This is a genomic window from Hydrogenophaga sp. FG152 (assembly GCF_057809615.1).
In genome coordinates, this window is record NZ_JBMDKH010000003.1 from 101,301 (window position 1) to 126,548 (window position 25,248).

The following is a 25,248-nucleotide window of genomic DNA, read 5'->3' on the forward strand; positions in this document are numbered from 1 at the left end:
GGGCTTTCGTTTCAGGCTGGGAGATGGGAAGGGGCGGGGCGCCGCTGGCGCAGCAGGCCGTGCGGCGCGAACAGCATCGAGAGCAGGTACATCGCGCCCAGGCTGAGCACGATCACCGGGCTGGTGGGCCAGTCGGCGTGGTACGAGACCAGCAGGCCGCTGGCGCTGGCGAACAGGGCGAAGGCCACGGCGCAGGCCAGCAGCGGCACGAGGCGGCGCACCCAGAAGCGCGCCGTGGCGGCGGGCAGCACCATCATTCCGACCGCCATCAGCGTGCCCAGGGCATGGAAGCCGGCCACCAGGTTGATCACCAGCAGCGCCAGAAAACCGAAATGCGCGGCCGCGCTCCAGCGGCTGGTGCCACGCAGGAAGCCGGGGTCCAGGCACTCCAGCACCAGCGGGCGGTACAGCACGCGCAAGGCCAGCAGCGTCACGAGTGCAATGCCACCCAGCAGCGCCAGCGCGGGGTCGTCCAGCGCGAGCACGGTGCCGAACAGCACGTGCAGCAGGTCCACGCTGTTGCCGCGCGTCGAGACGATCAGCACGCCCAGCGCGAGCGAGAGCAGGTAGAAAGCGGCCAGGCTGGTGTCTTCGCGCAGCACCGTGTGGCGCGCCACCAGGCCCGAGCCGACGGCGACCGCCAGGCCGGCCGCGATGCCGCCCAACGTCATCGCACCCAGCGACAGGCCGGCGACCAGGTAACCCAGCGCGGCACCGGGCAGGATCGCGTGGGCCATGGCATCGCCCGTCAGGCTCATGCGGCGCAGCATCAGGAACACACCGACCGGTGCGGCGCTCGCCGACAGCAGCACGCAGCCCAGCAGCGCGCGCTGCATGAAGCCGAATTCCAGAAAGGGGTCGAGCCACAGCGCGCTGCTCATGCCGGCACCCCGTGGGCGGTGGCGCCGCAGGCCTCGGCCCCGTCGTCGAATGGCTCCTGCAGCCGCAGGGCGCGGGCCCAGCGGTCGGCGGTCAGCACCTCGGCCGTTGGGCCCCAGGCCACCGGCTCGCGGGCCAGCAGCAGGGTGTGCGGAAAGTGCTCGCGCACCTGGGCCAGGTCGTGCAGCACCGCGATCACCGTCTTGCCCTGCGCATGCCAGCGGTGCAGCAGGCCGAGCAGGTCGCGGGTGGTGCGCTGGTCGATCGCGGCGAAGGGCTCGTCGAGCAGCACCACCGGGGCGTCCTGCAGGATCAGGCGCGCGAACAGGGCGCGCTGCAGCTGGCCGCCCGAGAGCGTGTCGATCGCGCGCCGCTCGAAACCCAGCAGGCCGACCGCCGCCAGCGCCTCGTGGCAGGCGCGGCGGTGCGCGGCGCTGTGGCGCCCGAGCGCGCCCACCTCGTGCCACAGGCCGAGCAGGACCAGCTCTTGCACCGAGATCGGAAAACTGCGGTCGATCCCGCTGTGTTGCGGCAGGCAGGCCACGCGCTGGCGCGTGCCCAGGCCGTCGATGCGCCCGCCCAGCGGTGGGAGCTGCCCGGCCAGCGCCTTCAGCAGGGTCGATTTGCCCGCGCCGTTGGGGCCGACCACCGCCACCAGCGCACCCGGTGGCAGCGTGAGCGAGAGGTGGTGCACGGCCGGGTGGCGCTCGTAGCCCAGCGTGAGGTCGTGCAGCACGATGGCCGATGCGGCGGAAGCTTGAAGGTCGGGCACGGGAGGATTGCAGCTAAGATACTGCAACTGAATTGCGATAGTGCGCATATTAACGCAACATAGTTGCATTTACGGAGGCCCGAGCCATGTCGCCACGCCAAACCAAAGAGCCGGTGTCCGTGCCACCCCACATCCAGACCCGGCTGGAAGCCGCCGGCCTGCGCCGCACGTTGGCCACGCGCGCCGTGCTTGGCCTGTTCCTCGCGCAGCCGCACGGCGGGCTCACCCACGCGCAGGCGCTCAACGCGCTCACCGCGCGCGGGCTGGACATCAACCGCGTCACGCTCTACCGCCTGCTCGACCGCCTGGCCGCCTGCGGCGTGCTGCAGCGCCAGACCGACGACCAGGCGCGCACCTGGCGCTTCAGCCTGGCGCCACTGGATGCGAATGCCGACGAGGGCACGCCGCCGCGCTTCGAGTGCGACGCCTGCCACCGGCAATTTCCGATGGCCGACGTGAGCGAGCTGGCCCGCGACCTGTTGCGCAGCCTCGCGCGCCAGGGCCATCGGGGCGAGCAGGTGGCGGTGCACGGCACCTGCGCGGACTGCCTGGAGCCCGCCGCGTGATCGAGTCCCGGGGGCTGCAATACGCCCACGCGGGCCAGGCGCCGCTGCGCATGGCCGATGTGTCGGTGGCGCAGGGCGGCACCCTGCTGCTGCGCGGGCCCTCGGGCAGTGGCAAGTCCACCTGGCTGGCGCTGGCCGCCGGCCTGCTCACGCCCGGCGCGGGCGAGATCGTGGTGGCCGGTCAGTCGGTGGGCACCCTGCGCGGTGCGGCACGCGATGCCTGGCGCGCGCGCCACATCGGTTTTCTGCCGCAGCAGCTGCACCTGAGCGATGCGCTCACGGTGGCCGACAACCTGGCGCTCGCGCACTTCGCCGCCGGCCTGCCGGTGGACCGCGCCGCCGTGGCCGAGGTGCTGGCGGCGCTGGACCTCGGCGCGCTGGCGAACCGCCGACCCACCCAGCTCTCGGGCGGCCAGGCCCAGCGCGTGGCGCTGGCGCGCGCCGTGCTGCTGCGCCCGCGCGTGATCCTGGCCGACGAGCCCACCGCGAGCCTGGACGACGATGCCTGCATGACGGCGCTGTCGCTGCTGCGCCGCAGCGCGGAGGCGCTGGACGCCACGCTCGTGATCGCCACCCACGACGCCCGCGTGCGGGAGGCGCTGCCGCACGCGCAACTGCTGGCCTTTGCGGCGGCCGGCCCGGAGCGCGTGGCATGAACGTGCTGACCCTGTCCTGGCGCTACCTCTGGTCGCGCCCGCTGGCCACGGCGCTCAACCTGTTGCTGCTCGCGCTGGGCCTGGCCTCCATGGCCTTCGTGCTGATCGCGCGCGACCAGGTGGACCGCGCCTTCGAACGCGACCTCGCCGGCATCGACGCGGTGGTGGGCGCCAAGGGCAGCCCGATGCAGCTCATCCTCGCGGGCGTGTTCCACCTGGACGTGCCGCCCGGCAACATCCCGCTGGCCGAGGCCCGCCAACTCGCGGAACACCCGCAGGTGGCGCAGCTCATCCCGCTGAGCCTGGGCGACAACCTGGGCGGCTTCCGCATCGTGGGCACCACGCACGAGTACCCGGCCCACTACGGTGCCCAACTGGCTCAGGGCGCGCTCTGGCAGGCGCCGCTGGAGGCCGTGCTGGGCGCACAGGTCGCCGCGCGCACGGGCCTGCAGGTGGGCCAGGCCTTCGAAGGCGCGCACGGCCTGGGCGTGGGCGGCAGCGCGCACGGCGAGACGCCGTACACCGTCACCGGCGTGCTCGCGCCCTGCGGCTGCGTGCTCGACCGGCTGGTGCTCACCGCCACCGAATCGGTCTGGCGCGTGCACGACGACATGCACGCCGGCGCGAACATGGACGAGGCCGAGCGCGCCGAGCTGGCCGAGGCGCTGGCGGCCGAGCGCGAGATCACGCTGGCCTTGATCCGTTACCGCACGCCGCTGGCGGCGGTGAGCCTGCCGCGCTTCATCAACCAGACCACCTCGCTGCAGGCCGCCGCGCCGGCGGTGGAGATCACGCGCCTGCTGAGCATGGTCGGTGTGGGCACGCAGGTGCTGCGCGGGCTGGCGGCGGTGCTTCTGGGCGTGGCGGGGCTGTCGGTCTTCATCGCGCTCTGGAGCGCAGTGCGCGAGCGCCGCGCCGACCTGGCCATGCTGCGCATGCTGGGCGCGCCGCCCGCGCGGGTGGCTGCGTTGCTGCTGTGCGAGGCGTTGTGGCTCGCGTTGCTGGCGTGTGCGCTGGGCCTTTTGGCCGCGCACGCGCTCGCGGCCCTGATGGGCGAGATGTTGATGGCCCGGCACTCGCTGGCCATCACGGGTTGGCAGTGGGTATCCGGCGAAGCCTGGGTGCCGGTGCTGGCCGTTGGGGTGGCGGTGGTGGCGGCGCTCCTGCCGGCCTTCCACGCCTACCGTGTCGATGTCACTCAACTCCTGAATTCGAGGTAGAAACCATGAAGAAAACCCTGTTCCTGTTCGCCGCCGCCCTGCTGTCCACCGCCGCGCTGGCCCAGCATTCCGACAAGGAGACCAAGGAAGACATCGCCCGCCACCGCGCCATGGCCGTGGCGCACGAAGGCGCGGCCAAGTGCCTGGAAGCCGGCAAGGGCGAAAAAATCTGCATGCAGGAACTCGCGGTGGCCTGCAAGGGTCTGGCCCTGGGAAAATACTGCGGCATGCGCCACGCGCACTGACGGCCTGAACCCCACCGAGACGATTCCCCATGCGCCACCTGTTCCAAGCCTCCCGTTTCGCCGCGCTGTTCGTGATGGGCGGTGCCGCGCTGGTCGGTGCCGGGGCCCAGACCCTGGGTTCACCGGTGCCGCCGGGCACCACGTCGAGCCAGCCCTCGGGCCTGCCGCACGGGCAGGGCGCGGGGGTGCACAGCCCGCTCAGCCCTTTCGCGCCGCTGCCCAAACGCAGCGATGTCGTTGCCTGGTCGATGCTGACCGACATCACGACCAAGGTCGAGAACAAGCGCATCGTGCCGGTGTACCCGGCGCCGGTGGCCGAGCTGAACCAGAAGAAGCTGCGGCTGCAGGGCTTCATGATGCCGCTGGAGCCGGGCGAGAGCCAGCGCCACTTCCTGCTCGCCTCGGTGCCGCTGACCTGCGGTTTCTGCACGCCGGGCGGGCCCGAGAGCATGGTCGAGGTGCGCACCAGCAAGCCGGTGAAGTACAAGCTGGAGGCGGTGGTCGTCGAGGGCACCTTCCACGTGCTGCAGAACGACCCCTACGGCCTGTACTACCGCATCACCGGCGCCGTCGGCGTCGAGTGACGCGCACGCCTGGCGATACCATCGCCGGGTGAACATCGCCAGCCACCCCGTCGTCGCCTCCCTCACCCCGGTCTTCATCCTGATCGGCCTCGGCTACCTGGCCGGGCGCCTGCAATGGATCCGCGATGCCGCGGTCAAGGACCTGTCCAACCTGGTCTTCCTGCTGCTCATCCCCGCCCTGCTGTTCCGCACCATGAGCTCGGTGCATTTCGAGGAACTCGACCTGCGGCCGATCGGCGCGTACTTTCTGGCCGCACTGTCGCTGCTGGCGGTGTCCATCGCCTGGCGGGGTTTCAACCGGGGCAGCGTGGTGCTGGCCCTGGCCGGTACCTTCTCCAACATGGTGATGCTGGGCATCACGCTGGTGGAACTGGCCTACGGCAAGAGCGCGCAGGTCACGGTGCTCACGCTGGTGTCGGTGCATGCGCTGATCCTGCTGACCACCGGTTCCATCGTGCTCGAACTCGCGGTGGCGCGCGAGGCCCGCGCGGGCGGCCAGCGCGCGCCGCACGTGCTGGCCACGGCGTGGTCGGCCTTCAAGGGCGCGCTCATCCACCCGATTCCCCTGCCCATCCTGTGCGGCCTGCTGTTCGCGCAGAGCGGCCTCACGCTGCCCACGGTGGTGGACCGGCCGCTGCAATTGCTGGGCAGCGCGTTCGGCCCGATCGCGCTGGTGCTGGTGGGCGTGACCCTGGCGCGCACGCCCATGGCCGGCCACCTGCGCCAGGCCCTGTGGGTCAGCGTGTCCAAGAACCTGGTGCTGCCGCTGCTGGTGGGCCTGTGCGCCTGGGGCCTGGGCATCACCGGCATGCCGCTCACCGTGATGGTGGTGGCCGCGGCCTTGCCGGTGGGGGCGAACGTGTTCCTGTTCGCCCAGCGCTACGAGGTGGCGCAGGAAGTCACCACCGCGGCCATGGGCCTGTCCACCGTGCTCGCGCTGTTCACGCTCAGCCTGGTGATGACCGCCATGGCCTGGCTCAACTGAGCGCCGGGCGCTCGCTCATTGGCTGATCTTGCGGCCTTCTTCGACCTGGTACTCGAAGTAGCGTTGGAAGCCAAACGCCAGGCTGCCCATCAGCGCGACCGTGCCCATCAGCAGCGCGGCCACGAGAGCGCCGATGGTCAGCCAGTTGGTGCCGCCCGAGACGGCGTCCGCCGGCAGCTGCGGGTTGAACTGGCGGTTCCATTTCTCGCGGTCGGTCAAGGCATAGACGATGGCCATCAGGCAGCTGGCGGAGATGGTCGCGCCCAGCAGCGGGATCAGCACCCACGAGAGCTTGTCGTCCTGCCCGTAGAGCAGCACGCGGTCCACGCCCCACAGGCCCAGCGCCGCCGGGATCGGGTGCAGCCAGCCCACCCAGTCGCCCAGGCCGCGCAGATAGAAGCGGTGCAGGCCGAGCATGCCGCCCAGCAGCGCCAGCCAGACCGCCAGCGTCTTGTTCTTGCGCATCATCGTCATGCGCCCTCGTTCGGCGGCGTGCTGTCACCGGCACCCAGGGTCTTCTGCATCAGCACGATGTCGAGCCAGCGGCCGAATTTCCAGCCGCACGACGGCACCACGCCCACGGGTTCGAAGCCCAGCGCCCGGTGCACACCGATGGAGCCGGCGTTGGCCGAATCGCCGATCACGGCCATCACCTTGCGCGTGCCGGCGCGTTCCAGCGCGGCCAGCAGCTCGGCAAGCAGCGCGCGGCCCAGGCCCTGGCGGTGGGCGGCCGGGTCCATGTAGATCGAGTCCTCGACCGAAAAACGGTAGGCCGGGCGCGGCTTGAACCAGTTGCCGTAGGCGTAGCCCAGCACCTGGCCACCTTCTTCGGCCACCAGCCAGGGCAGGCCCTTGCCCAGCACATCGGCGCGGCGCGCCGTCATCTCGGCCAGGGTGGGCGGGGTGGTTTCGAAAGTGCCGGTGCCGTGCAGCACGTGGTGGCCGTAAATGCGGGTGATCGCGTCGAGGTCTTCGTCGCGGCTGGGGCGGATCAGGGGCATGGGTAGGGTGGGTCGCTCGGGAAGGGGGCTGGCAAAACCAGCGAACGGGCTATAATCGCGGGTTTCGTGGCGTTTCGCTGGCCGGGTGGTCAGTCGTGTGTCTCAAGCGCTGCAAATAAAGCGGGTCGCAAGATCCAGTGAAGTACCGATCCTGGTACCTCTCCACCCGAAGGATAAATCATGGTCGTCATTCGACTCTCCCGCGGCGGCGCAAAAGCCCGTCCGTTCTACAACATCGTGGTTGCCGACAAGCGCAATCGCCGCGATGGCCGCTTCATCGAGCGCATCGGTTTCTACAACCCCCTGGCCCGCGGTGGTGAAGAGCCCCTGCGCATCGCCATGGACCGCCTGACCTACTGGACCGGCGTTGGCGCCACCCCGTCGGACACCGTGGCGCGCCTGGTCAAGCAGAACGCCGCCAAGGCCGCGGCCTGATCCTGCCCGCAGCAAGGTGAGCCACCCCGCGTCCGGCGCCTTCAAGGCGTTGCCCCTGCCCGACGACGCCGTCGAGCTGGGGCGCATACAGGACGCGTGGGGCATCAAGGGCTGGGTCCGCATCCTGCCCCACAGCGCCGACACCTCGGTGCTGATCGCTTCCTCCTCCTGGTTCCTGCAGCCGCCCGAAGCCCGCTTCGCGCGCGGCTTCTCGGCGTTCACGGGCTGCGTGGGCGTGGACGTGGCGGAAGTGAAACCCCACACCGACGGCCTGGTCGCCCAGCTGGACGGCGTGGACGACCGCAATGCGGCCGAGGCCCTCAAGGGCGTGCGCATCTACCTGCCGCGCAGCGCCTTCCCGGCCACGCCAGAAGGGGAGTACTACTGGGTCGATCTGATCGGCCTGGACGTGTTCAACCGCGAGGGCGTGCACCTGGGCGTGGTGCGCGACCTCATGCCCACCGGCCCCACCTCGGTGCTGGTGCTCGAACACACCGAGACGGTGGACGGCACCGAGCAGACCGCCGAGCGCATGATTCCGTTCGTCGCGGCCTACATCGACGATGTCGACAAGGCGCAGCGCCGCATCACCGCCGACTGGCAAAAAGACTATTGATCCCTGCGCAGACACCTCGGCAGGGAAATCTCCGAAGTGCGTGTCTGGTTCCCGGGATGCCGAGTAACCGGCTTTGCCGGGCCTCTGGCGTCGTCCCCCTCAGGGGGAAGCCGCGAGAGCGGCGCAGGGGGTGACAATCCATCATGCGCTTCGACGTCATCACGCTGTTTCCCGAGCTTTTCGCACCGTTCCTGCAGCACGGCATCAACCGCCGCGCCTTCGAGTCCGGCCAGGTGGCCGTGCACCTCTGGAACCCGCGCGATTTCGCCGAAGGCAACTACCGCCGGGTCGACGACCGCCCGTTTGGCGGCGGCCCTGGCATGGTCATGATGGCCGAGCCCCTGTGGCAATGCCTGCAGGCCATCCGCGCCGCGCGCGCGGAGGCCGACGATGCCCGCGCCCCCGTCGTCCTTTTTTCCCCGATCGGCGAGGCGCTGAACCACGCTGGCGTCGAGGGCTGGTCGCGCAGCCAGGGCGCGGTGCTGGTGTGCGGCCGCTACGAAGGCATCGACCAGCGCTTCATCGACACCTGCGTGGACCGGCAGATCAGCCTGGGCGACTTCGTGCTCTCCGGTGGCGAGATCGCGGCCATGGCCCTGCTGGACGCCGTGGCGCGCCTGCAGCCCGGCGTGCTGACCGACGAGGGCAGCCACCAGCAGGACAGCTTCAACCCGGCGCTCGACGGCCTGCTGGACAGCCCGCACCACACCCGCCCCGAGGTCTGGCAGGGCCCGGGGGGGCCGATGGCGGTGCCGGAGGTGCTGCTGGGCGGCCACCACGAGCGCATCGCCCGCCACCGGCGCGAGCAAAGCCTGCTGCTCACGGCCAGCCGCCGGCCCGACCTGCTGGCCCGTGCCCGGGCGCAGGGATTGCTCGACGCGGCAGACCAGGCTTTCCTCCGCGCTCAGGGATTGCTATAATCCAAGGCTTTTCGATCCTCTGACCGGCCGCCGCGACCGGGCCACCCCGCAAACCCGCAAGGGTCTGGACAGGGGCCCTGCCGGATTCGCGGCCTTTAGTGCAGCGCGGCCATGACCGACAAAACAGGAAATCATGAACCTCATCCAGACCCTTGAGCAAGAAGAAATTGCTCGCCTTGGCAAAGTCATTCCCCCGTTCGCCCCTGGCGACACCGTGATCGTCAGCGTGAACGTGATCGAAGGCACCCGCAAGCGCGTGCAGGCCTACGAGGGCGTGGTGGTGGCCCGCCGCAACCGTGGCCTGAACTCCAGCTTCATCGTGCGCAAGATCTCCAACGGCGAAGGCGTCGAGCGCACCTTCCCGCTGTACAGCCCGCTGATCGCCAAGATCGAAGTCAAGCGCCGCGGTGCCGTGCGCCGTGCCAAGCTGTACTACCTGCGCGAGCGCAGCGGCAAGTCGGCCCGCATCAAGGAAAAGCTGGGCGCGTAAAGCGCATCGGGCCTGGCCCGATTGCCTGCACCCTCCCAAAGAGCCGCTCCCCGGAGCGGCTTTTTTGCGTGTGGCCTATGCTCATATCCTCATGACCCACGTTCTTCCCGCTTTTGATCCGCGCCTGGTGCCCATCGTCGCGGACGAGGCAGACGAGATGCTGCGCCCCGCGCAGGCGCAGCGCCTCACGCCCACCGGCCTGCGCGAACTCTTCGCCCGCCCGCCGGTGTGGACGCCCGAACTGCACCGCGAGCGCAAGTTCGTCGACCGCGCGCCCGCCGAGGCGGCGGTGCTGCTGCCGCTGGTGATGCGCGACGAACTCACGCTCATCCTGACCCAGCGCACGGCCCACCTCTCCACCCACTCGGGCCAGATCGCCCTGCCGGGCGGCAAGCTCGACCCCGAGGACGCCGACGCCACCGCCGCCGCCCTGCGCGAAGCGCAGGAAGAGATCGGCCTGGCGCCGGATCGGGTGGAGGTGCTGGGCACGCTGCCGGTGTACGTCACCGGCACGTCCTTCATCGTCACGCCGGTCGTGGGGCTGGTGCTGCCCGGCTTCGAGCTGGTGCCCAACCCGGACGAGGTGGACGACGTGTTCGAGGTGCCGCTGGCCTACCTCATGAACCCCTTGAACCACAAGCGCCACGCGCTGGCCTTCGAGGGTGTGGTGCGCGAGTGGTACTCCATGCCCTACCTCGATGGCGACCGCGAGCGGTTCATCTGGGGCGCCACCGCCGGCATGCTGCGCAACTTCTACCGCATGCTCAGCGCCTAAGGGCCGGGCAGCCCTTGTTGCGCCGGGTGGCGCTCGGGCCTCACGCCACTATGATGGCGCCATGAGTTTTTTCGCCATCCTCATTGCCCTGCTGCTGGAGCAGGCGCGCCCGCTCGCTTTCGACAACCCCGTTCACGCCGGCCTGCGCGGCTGGGCGCGCACCGTGCGCCGCAACCTCGACGCCGGCCAGTCCTCCCATGGCTGGGTCGCCTGGGCGCTGGCGGTGGGCGTGCCGGCGGCCATCGCGGGGCTGGTGTACTGGGGCCTGTGGCAATTCAGTTCCGTGCTGGCGTTCGTGTGGACGGTCGGCATTCTGTACGTGACGCTGGGCTTTCGCCAGTTCAGCCACCACTTCAGCGAAATCCGGCAGGCGCTCGATGTGGGCGACGACGCCACCGCGCGCGAGAAGCTGGCCCGCTGGCTGCGGGTGGACGCTTCCAGCCTGCCGCGCACCGAGCTGTTGCGCCAGGTGATCGAGCACTCGGTGCTGGCCGCCCACCGCCACGTGTTCGGCGTGCTGGTGTGCTTCGTGGTGTTCTGGGCCATCGGCCTGGGTCCCTCGGGCGCGGTGTTCTACCGGCTGGCCGAGTACCTCTCGCGCAACTGGCGCGCCCGCCCGGACGGCACGCCCAGCCCGGCGCTGCAGCACGCCGCCGCGACCGCCTGGCGCTGGGTCGACCACGTGCCGGCGCGCATGACGGCGCTGGGCTTCGCCGTGGTGGGCAACTTCGAGGAGGCCGTGGCCAGCTGGCGCGGTGATGCCGAGCGCTTTGCGCCGGGCAGCGACGGCGTGGTGCTGGCCGCCACCTCGGGCGCCATCAACGTGCGGCTGACCCCGCAGCTCGACCCGCTCACGATCGAAGACGAGGAGGTGGTGGGCGACCCCGGCGCCCGGCCGGATCCGCAACTGGCCCACCTCAGCAGCGTGGTGGGGCTGGTCTGGCGCGCGGTGGTGCTCTGGATGCTGCTGCTTGCGCTGCTCACGCTCGCGGGCCTGTAACCGGAGCGCGGTGCCCCCATCCAGAACACCGTGGAACTGGCTTCGCCAGGCCACAGGTGTTGCCCCTGGGGGTGACGCGCCGCAGGCGCGGCGCGGGGGGAGCCTGTCAATACCGCCGCTTGTCCGAGAGTTCCGCGAACAGCTCGCCGTAGAGGCGGTAGCGGTTTTCGCTGATCGCCAGGGGGTCGTCGGCCGGCTGGTCCGGCTCCCCGGTCTGCACGTGTTCCACCACCCCGCAACCCGGCTCGTGCAGGTGCGTGCAGTTGTAGAAGCGGCAGTGGCCCAGCGTGGCGTTCAGATCGGGCATGAGGTGGGCCAGCTGCATGGGCTCGATGTGGTTCAGGCCGAATTCCTGGAACCCTGGTGAATCGATCAGCGCGGTGCGGCGTTGCGCGTCCACCCAGTACCAGGTGGTGCTGGTCGTGGTGTGTTTGCCCGAGTTGAGCGCCCGCGAGATCTCGCCGGTCTGTGCGCGGGCTTCGGGCACCAGGCGGTTCACCAGCGTGCTCTTGCCCACGCCCGAGGGCCCCAGCACCAGCGTGCGCTTGTTGTCCAGGCGCTGCTGCAGGGCGTCGAGGCCGGCGTCGGAACCGTCGGCCGACTTCAGGCGCAGCGGCAGCACCGTGCAACCCATGCGGCGGTAGGGCTCCAGGCGGGCCCAGGCGCGGTCGAACGCGGGCTGCAGATCGCTCTTGTTGAGCACGATCAGCACGTCGATGCCTTCGGCCTGTGCCGCGATCAGGGCCCGGGTGAGCTGGCTTTCGGAAAACTCCGGGTCGGCCGCCACCAGCACCAGCACCTGGTCGAGGTTGGCCGCGAACGACTTGGTGCGCATCTCATCCTGCCGGTAGAACAGGTTGCGCCGCTCGTCCACGCGCTCGATGCTGCCTTCGTCGCCGGTGACCTGCCATTGCACCTGGTCGCCCACGACCACGGCGTTTTTCTTGCCGCGCGGGTGGCAGATGCGGCGTTCGCCGTCGACGCTTTCCACGAGGCAGTGGCGCCCGTGGGCGGCCACCACCAGACCGGGTTGCAGATCGGCCATCAGGCCTTCTGCAGGGCGTCCACCGCGGCGGCGCAGTGGATGTCGCTGACCGAGATGCCGTTCACGTCGTGCGTGTTGAAGCGCACCGTGCAGCGGCCGTAGCTGAGCGACAGGTCAGGGTGGTGGTCCTCGCGGTGCGCGATCCAGGCCAGGGCGTTCACGAAGGCCATGGTCTCGTGGAAGTTGGCGAAGCTGTAGGTTTTCTCCAGCGCGCCGTCGATCAGCTTCCAGCCCTGGGCGGCATCGCCGTTGAGCTGGGTGAGCTGGGTCACGATTTCGGTGGCGGAGAGGGCGCGGCGGTTCTGGTGGATCGGGTTCATGGGTCGGGTTCGCGTCAGGCGGTTTGCAGGCGGGAGAGGCGTTCGCTCGCCGGCGGGTGGGAATAGTAGAAGCGCGCGTACAGCGGGTCGGGCGTGAGCGTGCTGGCATTGTCCTTGTAGAGCTTGAGCAGCGCGCTGGCCAGATCGGGGCCGCTGGTGTGGGCCACGGCATACGCATCGGCCTCGAACTCGTGCTGGCGCGAGAGCTGCGCCATCAGCGGCGAGAGGAAGAAGGTGAACAGCGGCACCACCATCATGAACAGCAGCAGGGCCAGCGCGTCGTTGGGCGTGTCCATCGACGGCGTCACGCCCAGACCGCTGAAGAACCAGGCCTGGCTCGACACCCAGCCCAGCAGCGCGAAGCCCGCCAGGCTCAGCGCGAACATCAGCACGATGCGCTTGAGGATGTGGCGGCGCTTGTAGTGGCCGAGTTCGTGCGCGAGAACGGCATCGATCTCGTCGGGGCTGAGCTGTTTGAGCAGGGTGTCGAAGAACACCACGCGCTTGGCCGCGCCGAAGCCGGTGAAGTAGGCGTTGGCGTGGGCGCTGCGCTTGCTGCCGTCCATCACGAACAGGCCCTTGGCGGCGAAGCCGCAGCGCTGCATGAGCGCGTTCACGCGCGCCTTGAGCGTTTCGTCCGACAGCGGTTCGAACTTGTTGAACAGCGGCGCGATGAGGGTGGGGTAGAGCACCAGCGCGAGCAGGTTGAAGGCCATCCAGACGCCCCAGGCCCAGAGCCACCAGGTGGGGCCGGCCGCGCCCATGAGCCAGAGCACCAGCGCGGCGATCGGCAGGCCGATCAGCGCGCCCACCAGCGTGCCCTTGACCAGGTCGCCCAGCCAGAGCGACATCGTCATCTTGTTGAAGCCGAAGCGTTCCTCGATGCGGAAGGTGGCGTACCAGCCCAGAGGCAGGGTGATGAGGCCGCCGATCAGCACGAAGGCCGCGAGCAGCGCCAGCTGTTGCAGCATGCCGCCGCCCAGCGCGTCCAGCAGCCGCTGGTTGAGCCAGTCCAGGCCGCCCAGCAGCGTCCAGCCCAGCAGCAGCGCGGCCTCGATGGCGGTCTCCAGCAGGCCGAAGCGCGCCTTGGTGATGGTGTAGTCGGCCGCCTTCTGGTGCGCGGCCACCGAGATCGTGTCGCTGAAGGCCGCGGGCACGGCGTGGCGGTGCCGCGCCACATGGCGGATCTGCCGGCTGGCGAGCACGGTGCGCACCAGCAGGCCCAGCAGCAGCAGGGCGCAGAAAACGGCGGTGAATGCGAAGGAAGCGGTGTCCATGGGGCCGAGTCTATCGAAGACGGCCCTTTGCGCGCGCCGTGGGGCCGGGGGCCCCGGGCGGCGGATCGGCGAGAATGCCGGCCATGACTTCTGCCTCCACCGCCCCGGCGGGCACCGCCGCCGACACCCCCACCCTCGCCAAGAGCGACCAGAACCTGGTCTGGATCGACTGCGAGATGAGCGGGCTCGACCCCGAAAAAGAGCGCCTGCTGGAAATCGCGGTGGTCATCACCGGCCCGCAACTCACGCCGCGCATCGAAGGGCCGGTGATCGTGGTGCACCAGAGCGACGCCGTGCTCAACGCCATGGACGCCTGGAACAAGGGCACGCACGGCCGCAGCGGCCTGATCGACAAGGTCAAGGCCAGCACGGTGAGCGAGGAAGAGGCCGAGGCCACCCTGCTGGCCTTCATCGCCCAGTACGTGCCCAAGAACGGCTCGCCGATGTGCGGCAACACCATCAGCCAGGACCGCCGCTTCCTGGTGAAGTACATGCCCAAGCTGGAGGCCTACTTCCACTACCGCTGCCTGGACGTGAGCACGCTCAAGGAACTGGCCCGCCGCTGGCGGCCCGAGGTGTACGAGTCGTTCAAGAAGCACCAGAAACACACCGCGCTGGCCGACGTGCACGAATCCATCGACGAGCTCGAGCACTACCGCACCCATTTCCTGCGCTGAGCCTCACCCACCGCATCTCTCGGGTGCTGTTGAGCGCCGGCTGGGTGGTGTGCGGTCGCATGTCAAAATTGTGACGTTTACATGATATTCACATGACAAAAAAATCCCGTTACCGTTTCGTGGCGAAGCATCAGGAGGTGCTCCAGCTGGGTGCCGCGGTGTTCTTCCTGCTCCTGGTCGGTCTGTACGCCTCGCTCACCGGTGCATCCACCGCCGGCCTGGCGACTTCGGCGATGTGGCTGCTGATCGTGGCGGCGGCGGTGGGGGCCTACATGGCCATGAACATCGGCGCCAACGACGTGGCCAACAACATGGGCCCGGCGGTGGGCTCGGGTGCCATGACCATGGGCTGGGCCATCGTCGTGGCCGCCGTCTTCGAGGCCCTGGGTGCCATCGTGGCCGGTGGCGACGTGGTCGGCACCATCAAGGGCGGCATCATTGATCCCAATGCCATCTCGGACCCGGCGCTGTTCGCGTGGGTGATGTTCTCTGCGTTGCTGGCCGGCGCGCTCTGGCTCAACCTCGCCACGGCTGTGGGGGCCCCCGTGTCCACCACGCACTCCATCATCGGCGCGGTCATGGGCGCCGGCATCGCCGCTGGTGGCTGGGGCCTGGTGAACTGGGAAACCATCGTCCAGATCGTGATCAGCTGGGTGATCTCGCCGCTGGCGGGCGGTGCGATGGCCGCCGCCTTCCTGTACATCATCAAGCGCAGCGTGACCTACCGCAGCGACATGATCGACGCCGCCAGCCGCGTGGTGCCCATCCTGATCGCCGCCATGGTCTGGGCCTACACCACCTACATGCTGCTCAAGGGCCTGGGCCAGATGGTGCATGTCGGGGTCCCGACGGCCATGGGCGCGGGTGTGGTGCTGGCCGTGGTCGTGTGGGCACTGATCCGCAAGCCCATCGCCAGGCACGCCCGGCGGCAGGAGAACAGCAAGAACGGTGTCAACCGCCTGTTCACCTGGCCACTGGTCTGTTCGGCCGCGTTGCTGAGCTTCGCCCACGGCGCCAACGACGTGGCCAACGCCATCGGCCCGCTGGCCGCGATCTACGAAGCCGTGAAAGACGGCGCCATCGCCACCAAGGCCGGTACGCCGCTGTGGATCATGGTGCTGGGCGCGCTCGGCCTGGCGGTGGGCCTGGCGCTGTACGGCGCGCGGCTCATCCGCACCGTGGGCAAGGAAATCACCGAGCTGGACAACATGCGCGCGTACGCCATCGCGATGTCCGCCACGCTCACGGTGATCGTCGCCTCGCAGCTGGGCATGCCGGTGTCGACGACGCACATCTCCATCGGCGCGGTGTTCGGCGTCGGCTTCCTGCGCGAACTGCTCAAGGTGAACTACGCGAAGATGGAACGTGTGGTGCGCTCCGGCCACCAGGGGGCCGACCGCGATGTGGTCGAGGCCTACCTGAGCCGCTTCGAGGCCGCCGAAGTGAGCGAGAAGAAGCGCATGCTGGCGGACATGAAGCGGCTGGCCAAGCAGCGGGAGCTGGCGCAACCGGAGGATGCGGTGTTCGCCAAGAAGGAACAGAAGGCGTTCAAGAAGGCCTACAAGAAGGAAATCGTCAAGCGCTCCGTGGTCATGCGCATCGTGGCGGCCTGGATCGTCACCGTGCCGGCCACCGCCGTGCTGGCGGCGCTGCTGTTCTACGTGGTGCGCGCGGTGCTCGACTGAGTGCGCATGTAAAGACTTGGGGTTTTCCCGAATTCATGCCATAATCAGTGGCTTCGCAGGCAACTGCGATGATTTGTGCATCTGCCTCACACACCAGGCCCCCCGCAACCGCAGGATGGGGCCTTCGCTCCCGGTGTCACGCTTCTCTCAGTGACCCATGGCGCGTCGATCGTTTGATGGTTGATGTTTTGTAACCACGAACGGATCCGACGCCCCGGAGCTGCCACCTTTTCAAGGTAGGCCGTCCCTTTAGCGTTTGCATTCGATCAATTGCGCCCTCTGGCGCATGGACGAACATGAGCGACTCTTTTGAAGCCCGCGGCGATTTCTCGCCCGAAATCCTCACTGCCGACACCGAGGCAGACCTTTCCACCCCCGTGGCCGTCGAGGCCGTCGAGGCCGCCGAACCCGCCGGCCCCAACGGCTTCGAGCTGTTGGGCCTGGCGCCCGAGCTGGTGCAAGCCTGTGCCGACCTCGGCTACGTGCAGCCCACCACGGTGCAGAACAACGTGATCCCCAAGGCCATGATGGCCGAAGGCGAACAGCGTTTTGCCGACATGATGGTCTCCAGCCAGACCGGCAGCGGCAAGACCGCCGCCTTCCTGCTGCCCGTGCTGCACACCCTGCTGCAGCAACGTGCCGCCGCCGACGCCAAGGAGCGCGCCGACCGCGAACGCGCCGTGGCCGAAGCCATTGCCCGTGGCGAAGCGCCGCCCAAGGCGCCCAAGCGCAAGGACCCCACCAGCCCGCGCAACTTCAAGGCCGCCACCCCCGGCGCCCTGATCCTGTGCCCCACGCGCGAACTCGCGCAGCAGGTGGCCAACGACGCCATCGACCTCGTGCGCCACTGCCGTGGCCTGCGCATCGCCAACGTGGTGGGCGGCATGCCCTACCAGCTGCAGATCGCCCGCTTGCAGAACGCCGACCTCGTGGTCGCCACGCCCGGCCGCCTGCTCGACCTGCAGCGCTCGCAGCAGCTCAAGCTCGACCAGGTGCAGTTCCTGGTCGTCGACGAAGCCGACCGCATGCTCGACCTGGGCTTCTCCGACGACCTCGCCGAAGTCAACGAACTCACCAGCCAGCGCCGCCAGACCATGATGTTCAGCGCGACCTTCGCGCCGCGCATCCAGCAGCTCGCCATGCGCGTGATGCATGAAAACGGCAAGCACGTGCAGAAGGTGCAGATCGACACCCCTCAAGAGCAGCACGCCAACATCAAGCAGGTGCTGTTCTGGGCCGACCACGCCGACCACAAGCGCAAGCTGCTCGACCACTGGCTGCGCGACACCACCATCAACCAGGCGGTGGTGTTCTGCAGCACGCAGATCGAATGCGATGGCCTCGCCAACGACCTGCAGCAAGCCGGCTTCGCCGCCGTCGCGCTGCACGGCGCGCTGAACCAGGGCATGCGCAACCGCCGCCTGATGGCACTGCGCAACGGCCAGGTGCAGATCCTGGTGGCCACCGACGTCGCCGCTCGCGGCATCGACGTGCCCACGATCACCCACGTCTTCAACTTCGGCCTGCCGATGAAGGCCGAGGACTACACGCACCGCATCGGCCGCACCGGCCGTGCCGGCCGCGATGGCCTGGCCGTCACCTTCGCCGAGTTCCGCGACCGCCGCAAGATCGGCGACATCGAGGCCTACACGCGCCAGCGCATCAACGTCGAGACCGTGCCCGGCCTCGAGCCGCGCCAGCGCGCGCCGCAACCCGAGTTCGGTGGCCGTGGCCGCCCGGGTGCCGGCCGTGGTGACCGTTTCGGTGGTGGTGGTGACCGCAACTATGCCGACCGCAGCAACTTCAACGCCCGTGGCCCCGCACCGCGCGGCCCGCGTTTCGAAGGCCGCCCGGAAGGCCGCTTCGACGCGCCTCGCGTCGACCACAGCCGCCCGGAAACGCGTTTCGACCCGCGCTTCGAAGGCCGCGCCGAGCCGCAGCCGCGCCACGAGAACCGCTTCGACAACCGGGGTGACCAGGGCGGCTACCGCAACGACACGCGCCCGGCCAGCCGTGGCTTCGGCGACCGGGGTGCCGCCCCGGCGCGCACCGGTGGCAAGCCCGGTGGCTTCTCCAGCTTCGGCCGCAGCGACAAGGGCGGCGAATCCCGCGGTGGTTTCAGCGACCGTGGCAACGCCGAGCGCGGTGCCATGCGCGGTGAATTCGCGCCGCGCCGCAACGAAGGCGGCCCGGCCCGCCCGATGGCGCGCCGCGCACCGCGCTGATCGATCTGGTCACGCATGAAAAAGCCAGGCCTTCGGGCCTGGCTTTTTTTTTGATGTTCGCCGTTTCCCCTGGATGGCCTCTTTTCAGTGGCAGTTCAATCGCCGGTTCATGTCGTGGATGGTTTGTGGAATGCCACTGCTGCGACCATCCTGAAGTTGCTTCAGGAAATTGGGAATTTTCAGCAAATCGGCGAGCGACACCATGGTGGTCGCTGTCTTGTGCAAGATTTCAGGATGCGTTTCCAGGTATTCGCGCAGGGACAGTGGCATGACGGTGATGGGTGCCAAGCTGGACAGCGCCATCATGGACAGAATGTGCTCGGGAGCGGGCGAGCCAGACAGGTGTTCTAACAGCGCGCCCGAGTCGTCAAGCTCTTTCACAAAACCGTCGGCGACAAGGCTGATGCTCTCAAACAGCCGATCGTCTGCCTGAAGGTCGGAACGCAGCCGCCGTCTTTCGTCAAGGAGGTGTTCCATGACCAGAAACAATTTCCGATGGTCCTTGCCCACGGCCTCCAGCAGGTGGTGTGAGGGTATCTGGGTCTCCTGGAGCGCATCGATCAAGGCCCACTCAGGCAGTTCTCCAATCGCATTGGCCAACGCCTGGTGTGCGTTCGACAGGTTCACATTCAGTTTGTCCAGGTGTTTCCTGTTCTCGTTGCTGTTGCTGATGCCGTTTGCACTCAGGATGTCCACCGCGGCGTTGATGCCCATGTAGATAAGACCTCCAGCGAGTGCTGCGCCCAGAGTGGAAACGATGCCGTCCGCCCATCGAGAAGACATGAAGACAAGGCTTGGGTTGGCATCCTCAAAAAGAAAAGCGTTGATCGCGTGACTAAGCGCAATGCCTCCGGAGCACATGCCTCCCATGCCGATCGCTGCGCATAGCGGAAGGCCCAAGGAGGTCATTGCCGTCAAGCGCAGGTAGTGCGCTGCTGAACTCGGGAAGTACGCGTTGATGAATTCGTCTCGGGTCCGAAGGGCAGATTCGACATTCGTGCGCAGGTCGTGCAGGGTGGGTTCGCCGAAACTGGAAATCTCTGCTTCAAACAGTTGGTTGGGGTGGGTGTAGGTGTTGATGCTGTTCACAAGGCTGATCCGTCAAAGGGATTGCGGACCCGTTTGAGCCCGCATACCCAGTGAACAGTGCGTGGCCGTACGTGATGGTTCGTTGCCCACAACACGGATGTGCCAGTCATTGCTGCGCTCCCCGTGGCGGACAATCCGGTCAGAAGCCAATAGCCATAGTGCGACAGCGAGCCGGGCAGCCTCGAATGAATGAACCCATCCCTGGCCCGTATGGCGGTCGCCGGCCGGTTTCCCAGGTCCTGCCGCGTGGGTGCCGTGTCCTGCCGTGTCCGGGTGTTCTGTTCAAGCGAAAGATGCCGCGCAGGTTCAGCGAGGCGAACCCGCCGCCAGCCAGGCGCGCCAACCGCCGAACGAGGTGATGTCGGTCGCGCCCGCGATGCCCAGGCCCTCGCAGATGAAACCCGGCACCTCGCTGCCGTCGGCCAGCTTCACCTTGCCGATGCCCAGCGGCGCGGGAATGCCAGCCACGAAGCTGCCGAAGAGGGCGCTGGGCACGTCCCACACCTCCAAGGCGATGGCCGCACCGCCCTCGACCACGCGCACCATGCCGGGCCGCTGCACCGGCCCACCGGCCAGAGCGTAGAAGCGGTACTCGGGTGCGGAGGCCGGGCTGTCCACGAGCCGCGCGCCACGCGAGGTCAACTGGTGGTTCAGCGGCAGGCCCGAGAGGTGCGCGCCACACACCGCCACGCGCACCGTGCCCGAGCCGGCCGCGCCCACCTCGCCGCCGGGCAGGCCCACGCAGGCCGGTGTGGCCGACACATCGGTGTCCGTTGCACCCAACGAACCACCGAGCGCGCGATGAAAACGATCGGCCAGCCGCAGCAGGGCCAGGTCCTTGTGCGCAGGCGCTCCCAAGGTCACCCCCCAGGGCAGGCCTTTCGCGTCACCGCTGGCCAGCACGCCGGCCGGTACCGCCACCGCGCATTGGTCCAGCAGGTTCACGAAGTTGGTGTAGCGGCCCAGGTTGGCGTTGAGGCGGATCGGGTCGGCCTGCATCTCTGCGATGCGGTAGACGGTGCCGGCCGTGGGCGTGAGCAGGCAGTCCACCTCGTTCCACACGCGGTCGCACACGCGGCGCAGCGCCTTGAGCTTGTAGGCGCCCGCGAAGGCCTCGGCGGCGGTCTTGCCGCGTCCGCCTTCGATGATGCTGCGCACCGGCGGGAACACCGCCTCGGGCTGCGCGTCGATGAAGCCCTGGATGGCCACATAGCGCTCGGCCACCCAGGGGCCTTCGTAGAGCAGCTTCGCCACGTCCAGGAAAGGCGTGAGGTCGATGGTGACAGCCGTTCCGCCGAGCGATTCGAGGCGCCTGACCGCGTTGGCGAACAGCGCAGCCGCCGCCTCGTTGCCGAAGAAGTCCAGGTCCTCGTCGCGCGGCACACCGAAGCGGAACGGCCCGGTCGAGAAGTCCACACCCAGTGGCTGCGCGGGCCGGCTGTAGGCATCGGCCTCGTCGAATGCCGCCGCCACGCCCAGCACGGCCTGCGCGTCGCCGGCCGTGAGCGCGAGGATGGAGGGCGTCTCCACCGAGCGGCAGGCCGGCAGCACGCCCCAGGCCGAGAGCAGGCCCAGCGTGGGCTTGAGGCCGATCAGCCCGTTGAACGATGCCGGCACGCGGCCCGAACCTGCGGTGTCGGTGCCCAGTGCGAACGTCACACAGCCCTTGGCCACGGCCACGCCCGAGCCCGAGCTGGAACCGCCCGAGATGAAGGCCGGGTTGTGTGGGTTCTGGCACGCGCCATATGGCGAGCGCGTGCCGTTCAGGCCGGTGGCGAACTGGTCCAGGTTGGTCTTGCCCACCGGCACCGCGCCGGCCGCGATCAGCTGGCGCACCACGAAGGCGCTGTCTTGCGGCATGTAGGCGAATTCGGGGCAGGCGGCGGTGGTGGGCACGTGCGCGAGGTCGATGTTGTCCTTGATCGCGAAGGGCACGCCGTACAGCGGCAGGCTGGCCGGGTCCACGCCGTCCAGGCGCGCGAGGTAGGGCTCGACCTCGGCCTCGCTCAGCACATGAATGTAGGCGTGGTGCGTGTCGGCCGCGCTGCGGCGCAAGGCTTCGGCGATCACCTCGCGCACGCTGGCGGTGCCTTCGCGGTAAGCGGCTTGCAGGCTGGCGATATCGAAGGACAGTTGGCTCAATGACATGGCGGGAATCTCCGGGAATTTCTGGAAGGGGTTCAAGCGGTGGCTTCGTCGATCAGCACCAGCACGTTCTGGCCGGCCGCCACTGCGCCGCCCTGCGCGCACATCAGGCTGTGCACCGTGGCGTTGGCCGGCGCGAGCAGGTTGAACTCCATCTTCATGGACTCGATGACCAGCAGCACATCGCCGGCACGCACCTGCTGACCCACGCTCACGGCCACCTTCCACACGTTGCCCGGCACGCTGGTGGCCAGCGCACGGCCGCCTTCGGGCAGGTCGATCTCGGCCTCCACGCCGGCGGCGGCCACATCGGCTTCGCTGGCGTAGTCCACCTGGCCGGCGGCGGCCCAGCGCTCACGTTCGGCCTCGAACGCGGCCTGCTGCTTGGCCTTGAACGCGCTCACGGCGTCGTCGTTCTCGGCCAGGAAGCGCCGGTAGTCCTTCAGGCTGAACGAGCCGTCTTCCGTGCGCAGCGCGTAACCGCCGTGCGGGAAGCGCGCGCGGATGTCCTTCAGCGCGTCCTCGCTCACCGGCTCGAAGCGGATCTGGTCGAAGAAGCGCAGCAGCCAGGGCTGCTCGAACGGCGTGCCCGGCGTGCCGTGCCGCCAGCGGTTCCACATCTGCAGCGTGCGGCCCACGAACTGGTAGCCCCCGGGGCCTTCCATGCCGTACACGCAGAGGTAGGCGCCGCCGATGCCCACGGCGTTCTCTGGCGTCCAGGTGCGCGCGGGGTTGTACTTGGTGGTCACCAGGCGGTGCCGCGGGTCCAGCGGCGTGGCCACCGGCGCGCCCAGGTACACGTCGCCCAGGCCCAGCACGAGGTAGCGCGCGTCGAACACGATCTTGAACACATCGTCGATCGAGTCCAGCCCGTTGATGCGGCGGATGAACTCGATGTTGCTCGGGCACCAGGGCGCATCCGGCCGCACCGACTGCATGTACTTCTCGATCGCCAGCTTCGTCTGCGGGTCGTCCCACGAGAGCGGCAGAACGACGGTGCGCGAGGGCACCACCATCTCGTCCACCGGTGGCAGCGCGTCGTCCACCTCGGCGATCACGTGCAGCAGCCGCTCGCGCGGCAAGCGCGCGGGGTCGAAGTGCACCTGCAGCGAGCGGATGCCCGGGGTGAGGTCGATCACGCCGTCCAGGTGCTTGCGTTTCAGACCCTCCAGCAGGGCCTGCACGCGCATGCGCAACTCCAGGTCCAGCGTGAGCGGGCCGAACTCGATCAGCACGTAGCGGTCGCCCGCCTGCCGCACCACGCGGCGCGGGCGCTCGCCCTCGGCCGCGCGGTCGTCCAGAATGGGGCTCGCCGGCGAGCCCGCGCGCCGGTGAAAGTGCACTGTGTCACCGGGCCGCAACTGGCCCAGCTTCCACAGCTCGTCGTGCAGCACCACGGCCGGGCAGACGAAGCCGCCCAGGCTCGGGCCGTCGGGCCCGAGGATCACCGGCATGTCGCCGGTGAAGTCGATCGCACCGATCGCGTAGGCGTTGTCGTGGATGTTCGACGGGTGCAGCCCGGCCTCGCCGCCGTCGCTGCGCGCCCACTGCGGCTTGGGGCCGATCAGGCGCACGCCGGTGCGGCTGCTGTTGTGGTGCACCTTCCAGTCGGTGCCGAAGAACATCGCGATGTCTTCCTGCGTGAAGAAGTCCGGCGCGCCGTGCGGGCCGTAGAGCACGTCGATGTCCCAGTGGTTCGTGTACTCGGGTGCGTACACGTACTCGCTCATGGTTTGTGCCTCGACCGAAGCCGGTGCGTCCGCCAGGTGCAGCACATCGCCCGTGCGCAGGTGCCGCCCCGCGTGGCCGCCGAACTGGCCCAGCGTGAAAGTGCTGCGGCTGCCCAGGTACAGCGGCACGTCCAGCCCGCCGGCCACGGCCAGCGCGAGCCGCACGCCGGTCTCGCAGCGGCCCACGGCCAGCGTGGCGCCCGCCGGCACGGCCAGGGCCTGCCACATGGCCACGGGCTGCCCGTTGAGGGTGAGCTTCGCGGGCGCGCCCGTCACCGCCACCACGGTGGCCACGTTGAAGCGCAGCGTGGGCCCGGCCAGCGTGATCTCCAGCGCCGCCGCATCGCTCGCGTTACCCACCAGCTGGTTGGCCATGCGGTGCGCGTGCGCGTCCATCGGCCCGCTCGGCGGCACGCCCACGGCCCAGTAGCCCTGGCGGCCCGGCCAGTCCTGCACCGAGGTCTGCACGCCGGGCTCCAGCACGTCGATGGTGCGCGGCCTGAACTCGAAGGTGGAGAGAAAGCGCGTGACCTGCCGGCCTTCGCGGAACACCGGGTCTCGAACCACCTGGCGCAGGTAGCCCAGGTTGGTCTCGATGCCAGCCAGGCGCGTGGCGTCCAGCGCGTCTTCCAGCTGCAGCAGGGCCTGCTCGCGCGTGTCGGCGGTCACGATCAGCTTGGCCAGCATGGGGTCGTACCAGGCCGGCACCTCGGTGCCGCGCTCCACCCAGCTGTCCACCCGCGCACGCGACGGGAACACCACATCGGTCAACAGGCCCGCGCTGGGCTGGAAATTCTTCGCCGGGTCTTCGGCGTACAGCCGCACCTGGATGGACGCGCCCCGCGGCACCGGCTGCAGCGAAGCCAGCGGCGGCAGGTCGCCTGCCGCGAGCTGCAGCATCCAGGCCACCAGGTCCACGCCGCACACCTGCTCGGTCACGCCGTGCTCCACCTGCAGGCGCGTGTTCACCTCCAGGAAATGGAAGGCCCCGCTCGCTGCGTCGTACACGAACTCCACCGTGCCGGCCGAGCGGTAGTTCACCGCCTGCGCCAGCCGCACGGCGGTGGCGTGCAGCTCGGTGCGCTGCGAGCCGCTCAGGCCGGGCGCCGGGGTTTCTTCGATCACCTTCTGGTTGCGCCGCTGCACCGAACAGTCGCGCTCGCCCAGCGCGATCACCCCGCCCGCGCCATCGCCGAACACCTGCACCTCGATGTGCCGCGCCTGCTCCACGTACTTCTCCAGAAACAGGCCCGCGTCCTTGAAGTTCGCCTGCGCCAGCCGCCCCACCGACTCGAACGCATCGCGCAACTCGGCATCGTTCCACACCAGCCGCATGCCGATGCCGCCGCCGCCCGCCGTGCTCTTGAGCATCACCGGGTAACCAATGCGCGCGGCCTCGGCCACAGCCCGCGCCACATCGAGCAGCAGGCCCGAGCCCGGCAGCAGCGGCACGCCGCGCGACTGCGCCAGATCGCGCGCCGTGTGCTTCAGGCCGAAGGCGCGCATCTGCTGCGGCGCGGGGCCGATGAAAGCGATGCCCGCCGCCTCGCAGGCCTCGGCGAAGGCCGGGTTCTCCGACAGGAAGCCGTAGCCCGGGTGGATGGCCTGCGCGCCGCAATCCCGCGCGATCTGCAGGATGCGGTCGGCGCGCAGATAGCTCTCGGCCGCCGGGGCCGGGCCGAGCAGGTATGCCTCGTCGGCCTCGCGCACGTGGCGGGCCTGGGCGTCGGCCTCGGAATACACGGCCACGCTGCGCACGCCCAGCGTCTTCAGGGTGCGGATGATGCGGCAGGCAATCGCGCCGCGGTTGGCAATCAGAACCTTGCTGAACATGGGGGTCTCCGGGTGCAGGCCGTCCTGCAGAGGTGTCTTGGCGCTCCGGGCCGTCCCGGCGCGATGGGATTCAGAAGG

General features: G+C 69.1%; 25 protein-coding genes. 15 read left to right on the top strand and 10 right to left on the bottom strand.

All coding sequences use genetic code 11. The features are described 5' to 3' along the window. Positions 1 to 11: 11 nt before the first annotated feature. Both ACODTB_RS05360 and ACODTB_RS05365 read right to left on the bottom strand, forming a co-directional pair. Positions 12 to 881: a metal ABC transporter permease gene (locus ACODTB_RS05360; RefSeq protein ID WP_291120690.1), complete on the bottom strand. Its 870-nt coding sequence runs from the start codon at positions 879 to 881 to the stop codon at positions 12 to 14. Then, positions 878 to 1,651 carry a metal ABC transporter ATP-binding protein gene (locus tag ACODTB_RS05365; protein ID WP_291120688.1) on the bottom strand — a complete coding sequence of 258 codons (774 nt, stop codon included), beginning with the start codon at positions 1,649 to 1,651 and terminating at the stop codon, positions 878 to 880. Before ACODTB_RS05365 ends, ACODTB_RS05360 begins: the two co-directional genes overlap by 4 nt. Before the next feature lie 86 nt (positions 1,652 to 1,737). On the opposite strand from ACODTB_RS05365, the gene ACODTB_RS05370 reads away from it, so the two are divergent. The 6 genes from ACODTB_RS05370 to ACODTB_RS05395 are packed head-to-tail and all read left to right on the top strand — an operon-like array spanning position 1,738 to position 5,907. Beyond that, the gene (locus ACODTB_RS05370) at positions 1,738 to 2,217 is read left to right on the top strand and encodes a Fur family transcriptional regulator (protein ID WP_291120686.1); all 480 of its coding nucleotides are present in this window, start codon (positions 1,738 to 1,740) and stop codon (positions 2,215 to 2,217) included. Then, complete coding sequence (locus tag ACODTB_RS05375; protein ID WP_291120684.1) at positions 2,214 to 2,873, top strand: ABC transporter ATP-binding protein; 660 nt, start codon at positions 2,214 to 2,216, stop codon at positions 2,871 to 2,873. The genes ACODTB_RS05370 and ACODTB_RS05375 overlap by 4 nt, the downstream gene beginning before the upstream one ends. Next, positions 2,870 to 4,093 (top strand): FtsX-like permease family protein, encoded by a 1,224-nt coding sequence (locus ACODTB_RS05380; protein WP_291120682.1) that lies wholly within the window; start codon positions 2,870 to 2,872, stop codon positions 4,091 to 4,093. Before ACODTB_RS05375 ends, ACODTB_RS05380 begins: the two co-directional genes overlap by 4 nt. Before the next feature lie 5 nt (positions 4,094 to 4,098). After that, a complete protein-coding gene (locus tag ACODTB_RS05385) occupies positions 4,099 to 4,338 on the top strand; it encodes a hypothetical protein (RefSeq protein ID WP_291120680.1) in 240 nt (79 codons plus the stop codon). A gap of 29 nt (positions 4,339 to 4,367) precedes the next feature. Next, the gene (locus tag ACODTB_RS05390) at positions 4,368 to 4,922 is read left to right on the top strand and encodes a DUF3299 domain-containing protein (protein WP_291120678.1); all 555 of its coding nucleotides are present in this window, start codon (positions 4,368 to 4,370) and stop codon (positions 4,920 to 4,922) included. Positions 4,923 to 4,950: 28 nt separating this feature from the next. After that, entirely contained in the window at positions 4,951 to 5,907 is a 957-nt protein-coding gene (locus tag ACODTB_RS05395) for an AEC family transporter (RefSeq protein ID WP_291120676.1), read from the top strand. A gap of 15 nt (positions 5,908 to 5,922) precedes the next feature. Here the strand turns inward: ACODTB_RS05395 and ACODTB_RS05400 are convergent, their stop codons facing one another. Both ACODTB_RS05400 and ACODTB_RS05405 read right to left on the bottom strand, forming a co-directional pair. Beyond that, the gene (locus tag ACODTB_RS05400; RefSeq protein WP_382163694.1) at positions 5,923 to 6,372 is read right to left on the bottom strand and encodes a hypothetical protein; all 450 of its coding nucleotides are present in this window, start codon (positions 6,370 to 6,372) and stop codon (positions 5,923 to 5,925) included. 5 nt (positions 6,373 to 6,377) lie between these two features. Then, positions 6,378 to 6,908: a GNAT family N-acetyltransferase gene (locus tag ACODTB_RS05405; protein WP_291120673.1), complete on the bottom strand. Its 531-nt coding sequence runs from the start codon at positions 6,906 to 6,908 to the stop codon at positions 6,378 to 6,380. A gap of 180 nt (positions 6,909 to 7,088) precedes the next feature. Here ACODTB_RS05405 and rpsP point away from each other — a divergent pair, with 180 nt between their 5' ends. The 6 genes from rpsP (at position 7,089) to ACODTB_RS05435 (ending at position 11,144) form a co-directional block, all read left to right on the top strand. After that, positions 7,089 to 7,343 (top strand): 30S ribosomal protein S16, encoded by a 255-nt coding sequence (gene rpsP, locus ACODTB_RS05410; protein WP_291120671.1) that lies wholly within the window; start codon positions 7,089 to 7,091, stop codon positions 7,341 to 7,343. A gap of 16 nt (positions 7,344 to 7,359) precedes the next feature. Then, positions 7,360 to 7,959: a ribosome maturation factor RimM gene (rimM, locus tag ACODTB_RS05415; protein ID WP_291120669.1), complete on the top strand. Its 600-nt coding sequence runs from the start codon at positions 7,360 to 7,362 to the stop codon at positions 7,957 to 7,959. A gap of 143 nt (positions 7,960 to 8,102) precedes the next feature. Beyond that, entirely contained in the window at positions 8,103 to 8,879 is a 777-nt protein-coding gene (trmD, locus tag ACODTB_RS05420) for a tRNA (guanosine(37)-N1)-methyltransferase TrmD (RefSeq protein WP_291120667.1), read from the top strand. Between the two features lie 133 nt (positions 8,880 to 9,012). Beyond that, complete coding sequence (gene rplS / locus ACODTB_RS05425; protein ID WP_066268749.1) at positions 9,013 to 9,369, top strand: 50S ribosomal protein L19; 357 nt, start codon at positions 9,013 to 9,015, stop codon at positions 9,367 to 9,369. A gap of 91 nt (positions 9,370 to 9,460) precedes the next feature. Continuing rightward, positions 9,461 to 10,144: a CoA pyrophosphatase gene (locus ACODTB_RS05430; RefSeq protein ID WP_488929147.1), complete on the top strand. Its 684-nt coding sequence runs from the start codon at positions 9,461 to 9,463 to the stop codon at positions 10,142 to 10,144. Between the two features lie 61 nt (positions 10,145 to 10,205). Next, positions 10,206 to 11,144, top strand: coding sequence for a CobD/CbiB family protein (locus ACODTB_RS05435; protein WP_291120665.1), 939 nt, complete (start codon positions 10,206 to 10,208; stop codon positions 11,142 to 11,144). 106 nt (positions 11,145 to 11,250) lie between these two features. Here ACODTB_RS05435 and rsgA read toward each other — a convergent pair whose 3' ends face one another. The 3 genes from rsgA to ACODTB_RS05450 are packed head-to-tail and all read right to left on the bottom strand — an operon-like array spanning position 11,251 to position 13,786. Then, positions 11,251 to 12,225 carry a ribosome small subunit-dependent GTPase A gene (gene rsgA / locus ACODTB_RS05440; protein ID WP_488929172.1) on the bottom strand — a complete coding sequence of 325 codons (975 nt, stop codon included), beginning with the start codon at positions 12,223 to 12,225 and terminating at the stop codon, positions 11,251 to 11,253. Beyond that, positions 12,189 to 12,509, bottom strand: a complete 321-nt coding sequence (locus ACODTB_RS05445; protein WP_291120661.1) for a 4a-hydroxytetrahydrobiopterin dehydratase — start codon at positions 12,507 to 12,509, stop codon at positions 12,189 to 12,191. The genes rsgA and ACODTB_RS05445 overlap by 37 nt, the downstream gene beginning before the upstream one ends. 14 nt (positions 12,510 to 12,523) lie before the next feature. Further along, complete coding sequence (locus ACODTB_RS05450; protein ID WP_291120659.1) at positions 12,524 to 13,786, bottom strand: M48 family metallopeptidase; 1,263 nt, start codon at positions 13,784 to 13,786, stop codon at positions 12,524 to 12,526. 83 nt (positions 13,787 to 13,869) lie between these two features. Here ACODTB_RS05450 and orn point away from each other — a divergent pair, with 83 nt between their 5' ends. The 3 genes from orn to ACODTB_RS05465 all read left to right on the top strand — a co-directional run bounded on the left by orn (position 13,870) and on the right by ACODTB_RS05465 (position 18,373). Continuing rightward, positions 13,870 to 14,463: an oligoribonuclease gene (orn, locus tag ACODTB_RS05455; RefSeq protein WP_291120657.1), complete on the top strand. Its 594-nt coding sequence runs from the start codon at positions 13,870 to 13,872 to the stop codon at positions 14,461 to 14,463. A gap of 92 nt (positions 14,464 to 14,555) precedes the next feature. Beyond that, entirely contained in the window at positions 14,556 to 16,148 is a 1,593-nt protein-coding gene (locus ACODTB_RS05460) for an inorganic phosphate transporter (RefSeq protein WP_291120655.1), read from the top strand. A gap of 296 nt (positions 16,149 to 16,444) precedes the next feature. Continuing rightward, entirely contained in the window at positions 16,445 to 18,373 is a 1,929-nt protein-coding gene (locus ACODTB_RS05465; RefSeq protein ID WP_291120653.1) for a DEAD/DEAH box helicase, read from the top strand. Positions 18,374 to 18,457: 84 nt separating this feature from the next. On the opposite strand, the gene ACODTB_RS05470 is transcribed toward ACODTB_RS05465, so the two are convergent. The 3 genes from ACODTB_RS05470 to ACODTB_RS05480 all read right to left on the bottom strand — a co-directional run bounded on the left by ACODTB_RS05470 (position 18,458) and on the right by ACODTB_RS05480 (position 25,170). Beyond that, positions 18,458 to 19,462: a hypothetical protein gene (locus tag ACODTB_RS05470; protein WP_291120651.1), complete on the bottom strand. Its 1,005-nt coding sequence runs from the start codon at positions 19,460 to 19,462 to the stop codon at positions 18,458 to 18,460. Positions 19,463 to 19,768: 306 nt separating this feature from the next. Continuing rightward, positions 19,769 to 21,610, bottom strand: coding sequence for an allophanate hydrolase (gene atzF / locus ACODTB_RS05475; RefSeq protein WP_291120649.1), 1,842 nt, complete (start codon positions 21,608 to 21,610; stop codon positions 19,769 to 19,771). A 32-nt stretch (positions 21,611 to 21,642) separates the two neighbouring features. After that, positions 21,643 to 25,170, bottom strand: coding sequence for a 5-oxoprolinase/urea amidolyase family protein (locus ACODTB_RS05480; protein ID WP_488929148.1), 3,528 nt, complete (start codon positions 25,168 to 25,170; stop codon positions 21,643 to 21,645). Between the last annotated feature and the right edge of the window lie 78 nt (positions 25,171 to 25,248).

What these genes read in the sequence shown, in the direction of transcription:
- ACODTB_RS05450 (WP_291120659.1), bottom strand. Translation starts at nt 13,786, where the DNA reads ATGGACACCGCTTCCTTCGCATTCACCGCCGTTTTCTGCGCCCTGCTG.
- ACODTB_RS05465 (WP_291120653.1), top strand. Translation starts at nt 16,445, where the DNA reads ATGAGCGACTCTTTTGAAGCCCGCGGCGATTTCTCGCCCGAAATCCTC.
- ACODTB_RS05360 (WP_291120690.1), bottom strand. Translation starts at nt 881, where the DNA reads ATGAGCAGCGCGCTGTGGCTCGACCCCTTTCTGGAATTCGGCTTCATG.
- ACODTB_RS05430 (WP_488929147.1), top strand. Translation starts at nt 9,461, where the DNA reads ATGACCCACGTTCTTCCCGCTTTTGATCCGCGCCTGGTGCCCATCGTC.
- ACODTB_RS05370 (WP_291120686.1), top strand. Translation starts at nt 1,738, where the DNA reads ATGTCGCCACGCCAAACCAAAGAGCCGGTGTCCGTGCCACCCCACATC.
- atzF (WP_291120649.1), bottom strand. Translation starts at nt 21,610, where the DNA reads ATGTCATTGAGCCAACTGTCCTTCGATATCGCCAGCCTGCAAGCCGCT.
- ACODTB_RS05480 (WP_488929148.1), bottom strand. Translation starts at nt 25,170, where the DNA reads ATGTTCAGCAAGGTTCTGATTGCCAACCGCGGCGCGATTGCCTGCCGC.
- ACODTB_RS05445 (WP_291120661.1), bottom strand. Translation starts at nt 12,509, where the DNA reads ATGAACCCGATCCACCAGAACCGCCGCGCCCTCTCCGCCACCGAAATC.
- ACODTB_RS05385 (WP_291120680.1), top strand. Translation starts at nt 4,099, where the DNA reads ATGAAGAAAACCCTGTTCCTGTTCGCCGCCGCCCTGCTGTCCACCGCC.
- ACODTB_RS05390 (WP_291120678.1), top strand. Translation starts at nt 4,368, where the DNA reads ATGCGCCACCTGTTCCAAGCCTCCCGTTTCGCCGCGCTGTTCGTGATG.
- orn (WP_291120657.1), top strand. Translation starts at nt 13,870, where the DNA reads ATGACTTCTGCCTCCACCGCCCCGGCGGGCACCGCCGCCGACACCCCC.
- ACODTB_RS05460 (WP_291120655.1), top strand. Translation starts at nt 14,556, where the DNA reads ATGACAAAAAAATCCCGTTACCGTTTCGTGGCGAAGCATCAGGAGGTG.
- ACODTB_RS05405 (WP_291120673.1), bottom strand. Translation starts at nt 6,908, where the DNA reads ATGCCCCTGATCCGCCCCAGCCGCGACGAAGACCTCGACGCGATCACC.
- trmD (WP_291120667.1), top strand. Translation starts at nt 8,103, where the DNA reads ATGCGCTTCGACGTCATCACGCTGTTTCCCGAGCTTTTCGCACCGTTC.
- rpsP (WP_291120671.1), top strand. Translation starts at nt 7,089, where the DNA reads ATGGTCGTCATTCGACTCTCCCGCGGCGGCGCAAAAGCCCGTCCGTTC.
- ACODTB_RS05380 (WP_291120682.1), top strand. Translation starts at nt 2,870, where the DNA reads ATGAACGTGCTGACCCTGTCCTGGCGCTACCTCTGGTCGCGCCCGCTG.
- ACODTB_RS05400 (WP_382163694.1), bottom strand. Translation starts at nt 6,372, where the DNA reads ATGCGCAAGAACAAGACGCTGGCGGTCTGGCTGGCGCTGCTGGGCGGC.
- rplS (WP_066268749.1), top strand. Translation starts at nt 9,013, where the DNA reads ATGAACCTCATCCAGACCCTTGAGCAAGAAGAAATTGCTCGCCTTGGC.
- ACODTB_RS05435 (WP_291120665.1), top strand. Translation starts at nt 10,206, where the DNA reads ATGAGTTTTTTCGCCATCCTCATTGCCCTGCTGCTGGAGCAGGCGCGC.